At 68.1% G+C, this 14,490-nt stretch carries 12 protein-coding genes; 6 read left to right on the top strand and 6 right to left on the bottom strand.

The genetic code is table 11. The annotated features are described in order from the left end of the window. Nucleotides 1-17 precede the first annotated feature (17 nt). The gene (locus ACE3UA_RS08080) at nucleotides 18-704 is read left to right on the top strand and encodes a DUF502 domain-containing protein (RefSeq protein WP_374643907.1); all 687 of its coding nucleotides are present in this window, start codon (nucleotides 18-20) and stop codon (nucleotides 702-704) included. Here the strand turns inward: ACE3UA_RS08080 and ACE3UA_RS08075 are convergent. Together ACE3UA_RS08075 and ACE3UA_RS08070 are read right to left on the bottom strand one after the other, a co-directional pair. Continuing rightward, nucleotides 701-1,717: a patatin-like phospholipase family protein gene (locus ACE3UA_RS08075; protein ID WP_374643906.1), complete on the bottom strand. Its 1,017-nt coding sequence runs from the start codon at nucleotides 1,715-1,717 to the stop codon at nucleotides 701-703. The genes ACE3UA_RS08080 and ACE3UA_RS08075 overlap by 4 nt on opposite strands. Nucleotides 1,718-1,796: 79 nt before the next feature. Next, nucleotides 1,797-2,570 carry a 3-hydroxybutyrate dehydrogenase gene (locus ACE3UA_RS08070; RefSeq protein WP_374643905.1) on the bottom strand — a complete coding sequence of 258 codons (774 nt, stop codon included), beginning with the start codon at nucleotides 2,568-2,570 and terminating at the stop codon, nucleotides 1,797-1,799. A 261-nt stretch (nucleotides 2,571-2,831) separates the two neighbouring features. Between ACE3UA_RS08070 and ACE3UA_RS08065 the strand changes: the two genes are divergently transcribed. After that, on the top strand, nucleotides 2,832-4,652 hold the full coding sequence (locus ACE3UA_RS08065; RefSeq protein ID WP_374643904.1) for an extracellular solute-binding protein: 1,821 nt from the start codon (nucleotides 2,832-2,834) through the stop codon (nucleotides 4,650-4,652). Nucleotides 4,653-4,681: 29 nt separating this feature from the next. Beyond that, nucleotides 4,682-4,795: an entericidin EcnA/B family protein gene (locus ACE3UA_RS08060; RefSeq protein WP_287865365.1), complete on the top strand. Its 114-nt coding sequence runs from the start codon at nucleotides 4,682-4,684 to the stop codon at nucleotides 4,793-4,795. A gap of 3 nt (nucleotides 4,796-4,798) precedes the next feature. Here ACE3UA_RS08060 and ACE3UA_RS08055 read toward each other — a convergent pair whose 3' ends face one another. From ACE3UA_RS08055 to ACE3UA_RS08045, 3 genes are all read right to left on the bottom strand, one after another. Further along, nucleotides 4,799-6,208: a protein kinase gene (locus ACE3UA_RS08055; protein WP_374643903.1), complete on the bottom strand. Its 1,410-nt coding sequence runs from the start codon at nucleotides 6,206-6,208 to the stop codon at nucleotides 4,799-4,801. 4 nt (nucleotides 6,209-6,212) lie between these two features. After that, nucleotides 6,213-6,953, bottom strand: a complete 741-nt coding sequence (locus tag ACE3UA_RS08050) for a metallophosphoesterase (RefSeq protein ID WP_374643902.1) — start codon at nucleotides 6,951-6,953, stop codon at nucleotides 6,213-6,215. A gap of 68 nt (nucleotides 6,954-7,021) precedes the next feature. After that, on the bottom strand, nucleotides 7,022-7,645 hold the full coding sequence (locus tag ACE3UA_RS08045; RefSeq protein ID WP_374644089.1) for a helix-turn-helix domain-containing protein: 624 nt from the start codon (nucleotides 7,643-7,645) through the stop codon (nucleotides 7,022-7,024). Between the two features lie 65 nt (nucleotides 7,646-7,710). On the opposite strand from ACE3UA_RS08045, the gene ACE3UA_RS08040 reads away from it, so the two are divergent. From ACE3UA_RS08040 to ACE3UA_RS08030, 3 genes are read left to right on the top strand one after another with little or no spacing between them, the layout of a single operon-like run. After that, complete coding sequence (locus ACE3UA_RS08040) at nucleotides 7,711-9,213, top strand: class I adenylate-forming enzyme family protein (RefSeq protein ID WP_374643901.1); 1,503 nt, start codon at nucleotides 7,711-7,713, stop codon at nucleotides 9,211-9,213. Continuing rightward, nucleotides 9,210-9,845 (top strand): DsbA family oxidoreductase, encoded by a 636-nt coding sequence (locus ACE3UA_RS08035; protein WP_374643900.1) that lies wholly within the window; start codon nucleotides 9,210-9,212, stop codon nucleotides 9,843-9,845. The genes ACE3UA_RS08040 and ACE3UA_RS08035 overlap by 4 nt, the downstream gene beginning before the upstream one ends. Continuing rightward, nucleotides 9,842-11,041, top strand: coding sequence for a Bcr/CflA family efflux MFS transporter (locus ACE3UA_RS08030; protein WP_374643899.1), 1,200 nt, complete (start codon nucleotides 9,842-9,844; stop codon nucleotides 11,039-11,041). The genes ACE3UA_RS08035 and ACE3UA_RS08030 overlap by 4 nt, the downstream gene beginning before the upstream one ends. Here the strand turns inward: ACE3UA_RS08030 and mfd are convergent. Then, nucleotides 11,038-14,484 carry a transcription-repair coupling factor gene (gene mfd / locus ACE3UA_RS08025; protein WP_374643898.1) on the bottom strand — a complete coding sequence of 1,149 codons (3,447 nt, stop codon included), beginning with the start codon at nucleotides 14,482-14,484 and terminating at the stop codon, nucleotides 11,038-11,040. The genes ACE3UA_RS08030 and mfd overlap by 4 nt on opposite strands. Between the last annotated feature and the right edge of the window lie 6 nt (nucleotides 14,485-14,490).

Below are 14,490 nucleotides of genomic sequence, written 5' to 3'. Positions count from 1 at the left end.
AAGGGATCAGAGACCTCGTGACCGAACCGCATCCGCCCCACCACCGCCGCGGCTTTCTTGCCGGTCTGCGCGCCAGTTTCCTCACCGGCCTTGTCGTCGTCCTGCCCATCGGGCTGACGATCTGGTTCGTCTGGGCGGTGATCGGCTGGATCGACGGCTGGATCCTGCCGCTGATCCCGGCCTATTATCAACCCGACGTGCTGATCGGCCGCTGGTTCGGACCGGAATACGAATTCCCCGTCCGCGGCGTCGGCGTCCTTGTCTTCCTGATCGTCACCATCATCGTCGGCTGGCTGGCCAAGGGGCTGATCGGCCGCTCGGTCATCCGCTCGGGCGAGGATCTGGTCGACCGGATGCCGGTGATCCGCTCGGTCTACAGCGCGATCAAGCAGGTGGCCGAAACCTTCTTCAACAAGAAGGAGAAGAGTTTCGACAAGGTCGTGCTGGTCGAATTTCCCCGCGCCGGGTCCTGGGCGCTGGGGTTCCTTTCCACCCGCCCCAAGGGCGAGCTGGCCGAGCGTCTGGCCGCCATCGGCCCCGATGTGTCCGCGGTCTTTGTCGGGCTGACACCTTTCACCAGCGGGATGCTGCTGTTCGTGCCGACGCGGGATCTGGTCGTCATGGACATGGGCGTGGACGATGCGGCCAAGCTGATCGTCTCGGGCGGGCTGGTCTACCCGATGCCGAAAGAGCCCTTCGCCTAGCCAAGCATCCCCGGAATGTCGAGCCCGGCCTCGTCATGCCCGATCTTCGACCAGCCGTTGCCCAGGAAGCCGTCGGCCGCCTTGCGCCCGGCGTTCTTCAGCCGCTCCAGCAAAAGCGGGGTGGGCGACAGTTTCGAATCCGCCGAAAGCGTGTTCATCAGCCCGTCGTCGGCGATCATATGGACGTTGACCTCCTTCATCACGCCGCGCTCCATCCTGCCCTCGCGGATCAGGCGGCGGACGAAGTTGATCGCGCGCAACTCGCCCAGGAAGGCCGAGTTGAAGCTGATCTCGTTGATCCGGTTCTGGATCTCCAGCGCGGTCTCCGGCACCTCCTCGCGACGCAGCGGGTTGATCGAGACGACCAGGAGATCGTCGGGCAAGTCGGGCTCATACAGCGGAAACAGCGCCGGATTGCCGGCATAGCCGCCGTCCCAATAGGCCTCGCCGTCGATCTCGACCGTCTGGAAGGCGGTGGGTAGGCAGGCCGAGGCCAAGAGCGCCTCGGGCGTCAGTTCCGCCCCGGTGAAGACCTTGATCCGGCCGGTCCTGACATTGGTCGCGCTGACGAAAAGCCGTGGCCCGGCATTGGCCTGGACCTCGCTGAAGTCGAGATCGGAGACCACCGGGGCCAGCGGATTCTTCCAGCCCTCGCCCCAGGCATGCGGCGACCAGACCTGCGCCGCCAGCGCCTGCGGCGAGAAGGGCAGGACCGAGGCGCTGGCCGTCTGCCAGAAGCGCATCGCCGGGACGAAGGGTTGCAGCCAGGGCGCCATGCGGAAATCGCCGATCCCGGCGATATGGTCCCAGAGCCGGTCCAGCCGCGCCCTGGCGCCCGCGCGGCCGTCCTCGATCATCCCGGCCTTCAGCGCCGCCCCGTTCAGGGCTCCGGCCGAACTGCCCGAGATCGCCGCGATCTCCAGATCCTCCTCCTGCAGAAGCCGGTCGAGAACCCCCCAAGTGAAGGCGCCATGCGCGCCGCCGCCCTGCAACGCCAGGCTGACGCGCCTCATGCCGGGCGCCCGCATGTCTTTTCGAGAAGATCTGCAAGATCCTTCGACGGATCTTGGCCCGCCTCCGCCGCGTCGTGTCTCACAATGCGGTCCAGCCGCCGTCGATGCTGATCGTCGTCCCCGTCACCTGATCCGCCGCCGCGCTGCACAGATAGACCGCCGTCCCGCCGATCTGCTCGACCGTGGCGAACTGGCGCGAGGGCTGGCGCTGCAGCATCACCTCGCGGATCACCGTCTCGCGGTCCATGCCATGCACCTTCATCTGCTCGGGGATCTGCGCCTCGACCAGGGGCGTCAGCACATAGCCGGGGCAGATCGCATTGCAGGTGATCCCCTGCCCCGCGACCTCCAGCGCCACGGTCCTGGACAGGCCCACGACGCCGTGCTTGGCCGCGACATAGGCCGATTTGAACGGGCTGGCGGTCAGGCCATGCGCGCTGGCGATGTTGACGATCCGGCCCCAGCCCTTCGCCTTCATCCCCGGCAGGGCGGCGGCGGTGGTGTGGAAGGCCGAGGTCAGGTTGATCGCCAGGATCGCATCCCATTTCTCGACCGGGAACTCATCGACCGGGGCGACGAACTGGATCCCGGCGTTGTTCACCAGGATGTCGCAGCCGCCCGCCTTCTCGACCAGCGCCCGGCAGCCCGCCCCCTTCGACATGTCGGCCGCGATATAGCGCGCCGCCACGCCATGCCGCGCGGCAAGCTCGGCCGCCAGCGCGTGATCCTCGGGCCGATCGGTGAAGCTGTTCAGAATCACCTCGGCCCCGGCGGCGGCCAGCGCCTCGGCCACGCCCAGCCCGATTCCCGAATTCGACCCGGTGACGATCGCCCGCCTGCCCTTCAGCGCCATTCCCAGACTCCATGCTGCAACTGCAAAGATACTACGTCCGCCAGCGGGCAAGGTTCCAGACCCGGCGGGCATAAAAAAACGCCGGCGCAAGGCCGGCGTTAAGTCGTTGAGGCAGGTTTCATACAGGCAAGAAACCTATCGAGCAGTGACTCCTATATAGTCCCCTAACCGCCGATGGCCAAGCTAAAAGTTTGAATATCCACGTTTGGCCGCTTAGGGTTCGGGACAAAGAACAACAGCTTAGACGAGGGATGCGCCCCGATGCTGCCCGACCTGACCCCGATCTTCCGCCGGCTTGCGCTGCCGCTGGGCCTTGTCCTGGCCGCCGCCCCGGCCGTCGCCGAGCCGCAGCATGGCATAGCTATGTATGGCGAGCCCGCGCTTCCCCCGGATTTTGTGTCGCTGCCGCAGGCCAACCCCGATGCGCCCAAGGGGGGCAGCATCACCCTGTCGATGAACGGCGGCTTCGACACGCTGAATCCCTTCATCACCAACGGCTCTCCGGCCGAGGGGATCGCACCCTTCACCTTCGAGACCCTGCTGGCGCGCAGCTATGACGAACCCTTCACCCTCTACGGCCTTCTGGCCGAATCGGTCGAGACCGACGATGCCCGCAGCTTCGTGGAATTCACCCTGCGCGAGGGCGCCCGATTCTCGGACGGGACGCCGGTGACGGTGGATGACGTGCTCTGGTCCTATGAAACGCTCGGCACGCTGGGCCATCCGCGCTACCACACCGCCTGGAAGAAGATCGCCAAGGCCGAAGCCACCGGCCCGCGCAGCATCCGCTTCACCTTCAACACCGAGGACCGCGAGCTGCCGCTGATCCTGGGGCTGCGGCCGATCCTGAAGAAGGCGGATTTCGCGGGCAAGGATTTCGAGGCGACGTCGCTCGACAAGCTCACCGGCTCGGGCCCCTATGTCGTCGACCAGGTCGATCCCGGCGTCTCGGTCACCTACAGGCGCAATCCCGACTGGTGGGGCAAGGACCTGGCCGTGAACCGGGGCCAGTGGAATTTCGACACGATCCGCTACGACTATTACTCGAACCCGGTCGCGGTCTTCGAATCGGTCAAGACCGGCGCGATCTCGGCCTATCGCGAGGACAACATCGCGAAATGGGCCAGCCGCTACGACTTTCCCGCGCTCGCCTCGGGCGAGATGGTGAAGCTCGAGGTGCCGCACGACCGGCCCTCGGGGATCATCGGCCTGGTGATGAACACCCGCAAGCCGCAGTTCCGGGACTGGCGCGTGCGCGAGGCGATGATCGAACTGTTCAACTTCGACTTCATCAACCAGACCGTGACCGGCGGCGCCGCGCCCCGGATCACCTCGTATTTCGCCAACAGTTCCTTCGCGATGATCCCCGGCGCCCCGGCCGAGGGCGCGGTCCTGTCGCTGCTGGAACCCTTCAAGGCCGATCTCCTGCCCGGCACCGTCGAAGGCTACGCCCTGCCCCAACCCGACGGCTCGCCGCAGAATCGCGCCGGCCTGCGCCGGGCGATCAAGCTCCTGGAGGAGGCGGGCTGGACCGTGGGCGATGATGGCGTCCTGAAGAACGCCGAAGGCACGCCCTTCGCCTTCGAGATCCTCCTGACCATCGGCCAGGACGAGGTCGCCAGCGTCGCCGCGATCTATGTCGAGGCGCTGAAGGACGTGGGGATCGCGGCCAGGGTCACCATGCTGGACAGCGCGCAGATGAAGGCGCGGACCGACACGTTCGACTTCGACATGACCTACATCATCCGCACCATGTCATTGTCGCCGGGCAACGAGCAAAGCCTCTACTGGTCCTCGGCCGCCGCCGATACCGAAGGCTCGCGCAACTGGATGGGGGTGAAGTCGCCCGCGATCGACGCGGTCATCGCCGCGATGCTCGCCGCCCGCAGCCAGGAGGAGGCCGCCACCGCCGCCCAGGCGCTGGACCGGCTTCTGACCGCGGGGCGCTATGTCGTGCCCTTCTGGTTCTCCGACCGCAACCTGATCGTCCACAAGGCCGAACTGAAGCACCCCGAGCGGGTCCAGCTTTACGGCGACTGGGGGACGTCCTATCTTCCCGCGCTGTGGTGGTACGAAGAATGACCGCCCGGCAGCAAACTACAGGTGGACCGATGCGCAAACTCGCCCTTCTCGCAACCCTGCTGGCGCTGGCCGGCTGCAACACCGTCGCCGGCGTGGGCGAGGATGTCTCGGCCGGGGCGCGCACCGTGCAGGACATGTTCTGACGCTCAGGCGGCGGCGCGCTCCTCGGGCAGGCGGATCACGGTGACCGAGCATCGCGCCTCGGCCACCACCTTGGCCGAGACCGATCCCAGATAGCGCCGCGTGGTCGAATAGCCGCGCGCGCCCATCATGATGTGATCGACATGGTTCGCGGTCGCATAGTCGATGATCGCAAGCCCCGGATCGGGACCTTCCAGCACGGTATAGGTCAGCCGGTGGTCGGGCAGTTCGATCCCTTCCGCCCAGGCCTTCAGCTGCACCAGCCGCATCACATGCAGGTTGTTGCCCTGGTCGTCGGTGCCCTGGTCGATGCCGATCCGCGCGGTCTTGATCACGTTCACGCAGGCGATGCGGGCGTCGGGCTCGATCGTCAGCATCCGCTTGACCGCCGCGCGCAACACCTCGGCCAGGCGCTCGCCCTCGGGGGAAAGGTCCACCGCGACCACGATGATCGGCACCGACGCCAGTTGCGCCGCGACCGAGACCGGCGCGTCGAAGCGGCGAAGCTTCCGCATCACGCGCCAGCGGTCCCAGACCTGCAGCCAGCCGTCGCGCCGCGTCTTCAGCGCCCGCGCGGTCAGCGTCACCTGCTGCGGATGCGCCAGGTCGAAGGCCAGCTGCGCCGCCGTCTGATACCGCCGCATCGGATCGACCGAGAGCGCCCGCAGGATGATCTCCTGCAGCCATTCCGGGATCTCGGGCCGGATCGCGCGCGGTGGCTCGGGGTCGCGCCAGAGCCGCTTTCTCACCCCGCGCAGGCTTTGCGGCGTGCCCCAGGGATTGCGTCCCGTCGCCAGCGCGTAAAGCATCGCGCCAAGCGCAAAGAGGTCGGACCGCGGATCGTCGCGGCAGCGCAGGTACTGCTCGGGCGCGATGAAGGGCCATGTGCCCATCGGAATGGTGAATTCCTCGGCCAGAAGGTCGGGCAACTGGTCGTGACGGCTGAGGCCGTAGTCCACCAGCACCATCTCGCCGGTCTTGCGCTGCAGGAAGTTCTCCGGCTTCAGGTCCAGGTGGATCACATGCTGGCGGTGCAGGTCCGCCACCGCCGCCACCATCCGCGCCGCGATCTCGATCACGTCCGACAGGGGCAGCGGGGCCTGCTGGAACACCGCCAGGAAACTGCCGCCCTCGATCTTCTCGGTCACGATATAGGGCATCACGTCGAAGCCGCCGATCCCGATCACCTTCGGCACATGCGGGCCGGTGAGGCGCGGCATGATCATCTGCTCGACCTCGAAGCCCACGATCGTCGGCCCGTCGTCGCCGTCCAGGATCGTGGGCACCTTCATCACCATAGTCAGGTCATGGTCGGGATGCGTCACCTCCCAGATGGTCGCGAAGCCGCCGGTATGCAGCTTCTCGCCCAGGGTGAAACCGTCGATCTCCAAGCCGGTATGCGGCCGCACTGGCATTCACTCAACTCCCTGTCAGCAAACGCGCCGCCAGTTCCTCGGGGAGGCCCTCGGCGCGGATCTTCCTGGCCGTGCCGGCCACGTCATAGGGCGTGCGGCGGAACGTCAGTTCGTTCGTATCGGTGTCCAGAAGCGCCCATCCCGCCTGCGCCACCCCGTCGCGCGGCTGCCCGACCGAGCCCACCACCGCAAGCCACCTCCGGCTGCGCAGAAGCGGGATCGGCAGGTTCGCCTTGAACTCCTGCTGGCGCACCACGCCGCCCGGATCCCGGCTGGCCAGCAGCGGCACATGCGTATGCCCGCAGAAGATCAGGCGCGCGCCCGTGGCCCGGAACGAGGGCGCAGCGCGGGTGTCCGAGGTGACATAGCTGAACGCCTCGGGATTGCTGGCCGAGGCATGGACGAACAGCGTGTCCCCCTCCTCCGCCACCAGCGGCAGGCGGCCCAGGAAGGTGCGCTGGTCCGCGCTCAGCCGCTCTTTCGTCCAGTCCATCGCGCGCTTCGCCAGGGGCGACATCGGCTCGGGCGCACCGGCGGCGGCATTGTCGTGGTTGCCCCTGACGCAGATCGCGCCGCGCCCCTGCAACTCGGCCACCTTGTCGCAGCACCAACCCGGATCGGGCCCGTAGCCCACCACATCGCCCAGCACCACGATCCGCCCCGCCCCGCGCGCGGCCGCATCCTCCAGCACCGCCGCAAAGGCCTCGCGGTTGGCGTGGATATCCGTCAGGATCGCAAACCTCACCCGCTTCCTCCCCGAAGCCTCGCCTCGCCTTGCCTAGATCCTGCCCGAGACCGCCGCCATGAGGCAGATCAAACCAGCGAGGTGACCCAGAGCACCGTCGCATCTTCCTCCGACAGGCTGATCACATTATGTCCCATCGCCGCGTCGTAATAGGCGCTGTCGCCCCGGCGCAGGTCCACCGGCTCGTAGAACTCGGTGTAAAGCCGCACGATCCCGGTCAGGACATACAGGAATTCCTCGCCGTCATGGCGCACCCAGCCGTCGAATTCCTCGAACGAGCGCGCCCTTATCGTGGCGCGGTAGGGCAGCATCTGCTTCCGGCTCAGGTTCGGGGCCAGAAGCTCGTGCTCATAGGTCGCGGTCGCCTGGGTCAGGCCCTCGGCCGCCTTGGTCACCGCCATCCGGCCCAGGACCTGCGTCTTGGACGGCGGGGTGAACAGCTGCGGGACGCTGATCGCCAGGCCCTGCGCCAGCTTCTTCAGCGCGTCATAGGTCGGGCTCATCTGCCCGTTCTCGATCTTCGACAGCGTGGATCGCGCCAGTCCCGCCCGGCCTGCCGCCTCCTCCAGCGTCCAGCCCAGGCTGCGGCGCAGCTCGCGCACCCTCGGGCCAAGGTTCACCGGCTCGACATGCGCCTCTCCGCCGGCTTCGCGGGCGACGCGGATCATCGTCTTGGGGTCCATCGGCTGCATCCTTCCCGGATAGTCCAGCCGCCCCCCGCTTGCAACCGCGCCGCGCAAATGCCACCCCTTGGCCCATGCTTTCCGTCACCGACACCCGCCCCCATCCGTCCGCGCCTGCCGCCTTCAACCTGGCGGGCCATGTCCTCGGCCGCGCCGCTGCGCTGGGAGAGAAAGCCGCCCTTGTCCTGCTGCACCCCGAAGGCGACGAGACCATCACCCATGCCCGGCTGCGCGCCCTGGTCCTCGGCTGCGCCACGCATCTTCTGGCGCAGGGCCTTGCACCCGGCGACCGGGTGCTGATGCGGCTGGGCAACGGCCCGGCCTTCCCGATCCTCTACCTCGGCGCCATCGCCGCCGACCTGGTGCCCGTCCCCACCTCCGCCGCCCTGACCGCGGCCGAGGTCACGAGGCTGGCCGCCCTCGTCGCCCCCCGCCTGATCCTCGCCGATCCCGGCATCCCCCTGCCCGAGGGCGAAACCCCGGTCATCTCCCCCGATCTTGCGCTCTGGGAAAGCCTGCCCCCGCACGACCCCACCCCCGGCGACCCCGGCCGCGAGGCCTATGTGATCTTCACCTCCGGCACCTCCGGCCGCCCCTCCGCCGTCAGCCATGCCCACCGCGCGATCCTGCCGCGCAAGGCGATGCATGCCGCATGGGAGGGGCTGGGCGAGGGCGACCGCCTCCTGCACGCCGGGGCGATGAACTGGACCTATACCCTGGGCACCGGGCTGCTCGACCCCTGGACGGTCGGGGCGACCGCGCTGATTCCCGCCCCCGGCACCCCCGCCACCGCCCTGCCCGGCCTTCTGGCCCGCGCCCGCGCCACGATCTTCGCCGCCGCGCCGGGCGTCTTCCGCCAGATGCTGCGTGCGCCCTTCCCCGCGCTTCCCCACCTTCGCCACGCGCTTTCCGCCGGCGAGGCCCTGCCCGAAGCGACCCGCGCCGCATGGGCGACCGCGACCGGCACCCAGGTCCACGAGGCGCTGGGGATGACCGAAATCTCCACTTACATCTCCGGCTCGCCCGCCCATCCCGCCCCGTCGGGAACCGCCGGCTATGTCCAGCCCGGCCGCCATGTGGCGCTGCTGGACGACGACGGCCAGCCTGTCCCGCGCGGCCAGCCCGGAGAGCTTTCCGTCGCCACCACCGATCCCGGCCTCATGCGCCGCTACCTCGGCGAGGACCCGCCGCAGGGCCTCTGGTTCCGCACCGGCGACATGGCCCTGATGGCCGCGGACGGCGCGATCACCCATCTCGGCCGCCGCGACGACCTCCTGAATGCCGGCGGCTTCCGCGTCTCGCCGGCCGAGGTCGAGGCCGCCTTCGAGGGCATCCCCGGCCTGCACGCCGCCGCCGCAACCGAGGTCGAGCCCGAGCCCGGCACCCGGATCATCGCGCTGTTCTACGAAGGACCCTGCGCCCTGGACGAGGCGAGTCTGCGCCAGCGCGCGGAAGTCGCCCTTGCCCGCTGGAAGCAGCCGCGTCACTACCAGCATATCGACACCCTGCCCCGCACCGCGAACGGCAAACTGGTCCGCCGCGCGCTGGCCGCGCAATACCACAGGTCAAACCCATGATCCGCCTCGACATCTTCTCCGATCCCGTCTGCCCCTGGTGCTATCTCGGCAAGGCCAACCTGGACCGGGCGCTTGCCACCAACCCTGCGCATCCGTTCAAGATCCAGTGGCACCCGTTCCAGCTGAACCCCGACATGCCACCCGAAGGCGTCGCCAAGCGCGCCTATCTCGAGGAGAAGTTCGGCGGCAAGGCGCGCGTCGATGCCGTGCACGAACGCCTGCGCGAGGTCGCCCGGGCGGCTGGGGTCGAGATCGACCCGGACCGGCCCGCGCGGATGCCGAACACGCTGAACGCCCACCGCCTGATCCACTGGGCCGGGATCGAGGGCCGCCAGGATGCCCTCGTCACCGCCCTGATGCGCGCCTATTGGGTGGAAGGCCGCGACATCGGCGATGCCGAGACCCTCGCCGCCATCGCGGCCGAGACGGGGATGGACCGCGAGGCAACCCTGCGCCTGCTGAACTCCGACGCCGATGCTTCCGACATCGCCGCCCGCGACGCCGATGCCCGCGCCAAGGGGGTGAACTCGGTCCCGACCTTCCTTGTTGCCCAGCAATATGTCGTCACCGGCGCCCAGCCGCCCGAATTCTGGGGCCAGGTGATCGAGGAACTGGCCGGGCGCGAGAATTGACGGACAAGCCCCTGTCGCAGACCGAATTCGTCGCGCTGATGGCGATGCTCTTCGCCACCATCGCGCTGTCGATCGACGCGATGCTGCCCGCCCTGCCGCAGATCGCCGCCACGCTGTCGCCCGGCGCGCCCAACGCGGCGCAACTGGTCATCACCAGCTTCGTCCTCGGCATGGGGATCGGCACGCTGTTCACCGGCCCCCTCTCCGACCGTTTCGGGCGCAAGCCGGTGATCATGGCGGGCGCGGGCATCTTCGCGCTGGCCGCGCTCGCCTGCTACGCCGCGCCCTCGCTGGAAACCCTGCTTGTCGCCCGGCTGGTCCAGGGCATCGGCGCCGCCGCCCCCCGCACCGTCTCGCTCGCCATGATCCGCGACCTCTTCGCCGGGCGCGAGATGGCGCGGCTGATGAGCTTCGTGATGATGGTCTTCACCGCCGTCCCCGCCATCGCGCCCTTGATGGGCCAGGGGATCATCGCGCTGGCGGACTGGCAGGCGATCTTCCTCGCGCTCATCGCCTTCTCCGGCCTCACCATGCTCTGGCTCGGCCTGCGCCAGCCCGAGACGCTGGCCCCCGCCCGCCGCCGGGCGCTGCATCTCGGCAGCCTGGTCGCCGCAACGCGCGAGCTTGGCCGCCACCGTATCGTCCTCGTCTCGATCCTGCTCCAGGCCCTGACGCTGGGCGCGCTTTTCGCCACGCTCTCCTCGATCCAGCCGATCTTCGAGACCGTGCACCACCGCGCCGAAAGCTTCCCGCTCTGGTTCGCGCTGATCGCCGTCACCTCGATGTCCGGCAGCTTCCTGAACAGCCGGATCGTGATGAGCCTCGGCATGCGCCGCGTGATCCGGGCCAGCTATGCGGCCCAGCTGGCTCTCACGCTGGCGGCGCTGGCGCTGCTCGGCATGCTTGACGGCAACCTCGCCTTCGCCGTGCAAGTGTTTTGGGCGATTGGCCTTTTCGCGATGATGGGCCTGACCATGGGCAACCTCAACGCCCTGGCGATGGAGCCGGTGGGCCATATCGCCGGACTCGCCGCCTCGGTCATCTCGGCGCTGGGGACGGTCGGCTCCGTCCTCCTGGCGATCCCGGTCGGGCTGGCCTTCGACGGCAGCGCCACCCCGCTTCTCGTCGGAGTCGCGGTGCTGATCGGCCTGGCCTTGCTCCTGTCGCTGAAGGCCCTGGGCGAGCCGCGGGACTAGGCCTTCTTCCCGGCCCGCACGATCTCGGCCAGGTCGCGGGCGATGTTGAAGGCGCCCTTGATCCGGTCGGCCTCGGACTTCATCTCGCCCGCCAGCACGATCCGGTTGCCATTCACCTTCGCCGCCGGGCCCTGCGCCTTCAGGAAATCGACCAGCCCGGCCGGATTGGCGAACTTGTCGTTGTGGAAGGCAATCGTCGCCCCCTTCGGCCCCGCATCCAGCCGGCTGATCCCCGCCCGCTTGCACATCGCCTTGATCCGCACGATCAGCATCAGCGTGTTGACCTCTTTCGGCAGCGGCCCGAAACGGTCGATCAGCTCGGCCGCGAACCCCTCCAGCTCGACCTTCGTCGTCAGCGAGGAGAGCCGCCGGTACAGACCCAGCCGGATGTCGAGGTCGGGAATATAGTCCTCGGGGATCATCACCGGCACCCCAAGGTTCAACTGCGGGCTCCAATCATCGGAAATCGTGGACAAACCCTGCAATTCGCCCGACTTGATCCGCGCGATCGTCTCTTCCAGCATCTGCTGATACAGTTCGTAACCCACCTCGCGGATATGCCCCGACTGCTCCTCGCCCAAAAGGTTCCCGGCCCCCCGCAGGTCAAGGTCGTGGCTGGCGAGGTTGAAGCCCGCGCCAAGACTGTCGAGACTGCCCAGCAGCCGCAGCCGCTTCACCGCCTGCGGCGTCAGCGGCGCGCGGGGCTTCGTGGTCAGATAGCAATAGGCCCGCGTCTTCGAGCGGCCGACCCTTCCCCGGATCTGATAGAGTTGGCTCAGCCCGAACATATCCGCCCGGTGGACAATCATCGTATTCGCGGTCGGAATATCCAGCCCGCTTTCAACGATCGTCGTCGCCAAAAGCACGTCATGCTTGCCGTCATAGAACTGGTTCATCCGCTCGTCCAGCTCGCCCGCCGCCATCTGGCCATGGGCGATGACATAGGACACCTCCGGCACATGGGTCTTCAGGAAGTCCTCGACCTCGTGCAGGTCGGCGATGCGCGGCACGACATAAAAGCTCTGCCCGCCCCGGAAGCGTTCGCGCAACAGCGCCTCGCGGATGGTGATGCTGTCGAACTCCGAGACATAGGTGCGGATCGCCAGCCGGTCGACGGGGGGCGTCGCGATGATCGACAGGTCCCGCACCCCTGTAAGCGACAATTGCAGCGTGCGCGGGATCGGCGTGGCGGTCAGGGTCAGCACATGGACCTCCGAGCGCATCTCCTTCAGCCGCTCCTTGTGGGCGACGCCGAAATGCTGCTCCTCGTCGATGATCAAGAGGCCCAGCTGCTTGAACGTCACCCCCTTGGCCAGCAACGCATGGGTGCCGACGACGATATCCACGCTGCCATCGGCCATGCCCGCGCGGGTGGCGTTCGCATCCTTCGTGGAAACAAACCGCGACAAGGGCCTCACCGATATGGGAAATCCCCGGAACCGCTCGGCAAAGCTGCGATAATGCTGCCGCGCCAGCAGCGTCGTCGGGCAGATCACCGCGACCTGCATCCCCGACAGCGCCGCAACGAAAGCCGCGCGCATCGCCACCTCGGTCTTGCCGAAACCCACGTCGCCGACGACGAGGCGATCCATCGGGCTGCCCTTTTCCAGATCCGCCACCACATCGGCAATCGCCGCCAGCTGGTCGTCGGTCTCCTGATAGGGGAAACGGGCCGCGAAAGCCTCCCAGATCGAATGCGGCGCCTCCAGGATCGGCGCGTGGCGCAGCGCGCGTTCGGCGGCGATCCGCATCAGCCGGTCGGCGATCTCCTTGATCCGCTCCTTGAGCCTGGCCTTCTTCGCCTGCCAGGCCCCGCCACCCAGCTTGTCGAGAAGACCCTCCTCATGGCCATAGCGGCTGAGAAGCTCGATATTCTCGACCGGCAGGTAAAGCTTTGCGTTCTCGGCATATTCCAGCATCACGCAGGCATGCGGCGCCCCCAGCGCGGTGATCGTCTCGATCCCCAGATAGCGCCCCACCCCATGCTCGACATGCACCACCAGATCGCCCGGTGACAGCGTATCGACCTCGCGCAGGAAGTTCTCGGCCTTGCGCTTGCGGCGCGGCTTGCCGACCATCCGGTCGCCCAGCACGTCCTGCTCGCTGATCACCGCCAACCCCGGCGCGACGAAGCCGGATTCAAGCGGCCAGACGACAAGATACAGCCCGCCTTTGCCCTCCGGCACTTCGCGGAAATCCGCGATCTCCCTCGCACCAGCCAGCCCGTTGTCCGCCAGAAGCCCCTTCAGCCGCTCGCGCGCGCCATCGGACCAGCTGGCCAGCACCACCTGCGCCTCGCGGGAAAGCGCGCGAACATGATCCGCCAGGGCACCGAAAAGGTTGATCTTTTCCTGCTGCCGCTCGGGCGCGAAATTCCGCCCCGCCCGCGCGCCCGCGTCCAGCACCCCCGGCCCCGGACTTTGCGCCAGCGGCGAAAGCTGCACCACCCGATGCCCGGCCACCGCCGCCTCCCAGGCGGCATCGTCAAGGTAAAGCTCGCCCGGCGGGACCGGCTTGTAGACCGTGTCGATCTGCCCCTTGGCCCCCATCGCCTCATGGCGCGCGTCATAGCTGTCGTCGATCGTCTCCCACCGCGCCAGGCGCATCGGCGTCACCTGGTCGTCCAGCATGACGCTGGCCTCGGGCAGATAGTCGAACAGCGTCTCCAGCCGCGCGTGAAAGAAGGGCAGCCAGTGCTCCATCCCCTGGTGCTTGCGCCCCGCGCTCACCGCCTCATACAGCGGATCGTCGGTCCCCGCCGCGCCGAAGGCGATACGGTAGTTCTGCCGAAAGCGGGCAATCGCGGCCTCGTCCAGCACGATCTCCGACACGGCCGAGAAATCCACCCGCTTCAGCTTCTCGATCGTGCGCTGCGTCTCGGCATCGAAGCGCCGCGCCCCGTCCAGCACGTCGCCGAAGAAATCCAGCCGGATCGGCCCGCCCGGACCCGGCGGGTAGATGTCCACGATCCCGCCGCGCAGCGCATAGTCGCCGGGCTCCGCCACCGTCGAGACCGGCGAGAATCCCATCCGCGCGAGGAACCCCTTCAGCCGCGCCTCGTCCACCCGCTCGCCCACCGTGGCCCGGAACGATGCGGCATGGACCACCTCGCGCGTGGGCACCTTCTGGATCGCGCCGTTCAACGTGGTCAGGACCACGACCGGCGCCTTCAGCCCCTCGGCCAGCACCGAAAGCGTCGCCATCCGCCGGGCGCTGATCTCGGGGTTCGGGCTTACGCGGTCATAGGGCAGGCAGTCCCAGGCCGGAAAGTCCAGCACCGCCACCCCGGGCGCCATCACCGCCAGGGCGGCGCGCATCGCCTCCATCCGCTTGTCGTCGCGCGCGACATGGATCACCGTCCGGCCCCGCGCCAGTTCGCGGGCCAGAAGGCGGGCGTCAAACCCCTCGGGCGCTCCGCCCAGGATGATGCGTTCGGCTGGCATGGGCAC

This window comes from Tabrizicola sp. (assembly GCF_041919135.1).
In the GTDB taxonomy this organism is placed as follows: domain Bacteria; phylum Pseudomonadota; class Alphaproteobacteria; order Rhodobacterales; family Rhodobacteraceae; genus Tabrizicola.
Note: the sequence above shows the minus strand (reverse complement) of the source record. Positions and strands in the feature narration are given on the sequence as shown.

Excerpts from the sequence above, each read along its gene's own strand:
- ACE3UA_RS08075 (WP_374643906.1), bottom strand. The coding sequence starts at position 1,717 with ATGAGGCGCGTCAGCCTGGCGTTGCAGGGCGGCGGCGCGCATGGCGCC.
- ACE3UA_RS08070 (WP_374643905.1), bottom strand. The coding sequence starts at position 2,570 with ATGGCGCTGAAGGGCAGGCGGGCGATCGTCACCGGGTCGAATTCGGGA.
- ACE3UA_RS08065 (WP_374643904.1), top strand. The coding sequence starts at position 2,832 with ATGCTGCCCGACCTGACCCCGATCTTCCGCCGGCTTGCGCTGCCGCTG.
- ACE3UA_RS08060 (WP_287865365.1), top strand. The coding sequence starts at position 4,682 with ATGCGCAAACTCGCCCTTCTCGCAACCCTGCTGGCGCTGGCCGGCTGC.
- ACE3UA_RS08055 (WP_374643903.1), bottom strand. The coding sequence starts at position 6,208 with ATGCCAGTGCGGCCGCATACCGGCTTGGAGATCGACGGTTTCACCCTG.
- ACE3UA_RS08045 (WP_374644089.1), bottom strand. The coding sequence starts at position 7,645 with ATGCAGCCGATGGACCCCAAGACGATGATCCGCGTCGCCCGCGAAGCC.
- ACE3UA_RS08040 (WP_374643901.1), top strand. The coding sequence starts at position 7,711 with ATGCTTTCCGTCACCGACACCCGCCCCCATCCGTCCGCGCCTGCCGCC.
- ACE3UA_RS08035 (WP_374643900.1), top strand. The coding sequence starts at position 9,210 with ATGATCCGCCTCGACATCTTCTCCGATCCCGTCTGCCCCTGGTGCTAT.
- mfd (WP_374643898.1), bottom strand. The coding sequence starts at position 14,484 with ATGCCAGCCGAACGCATCATCCTGGGCGGAGCGCCCGAGGGGTTTGAC.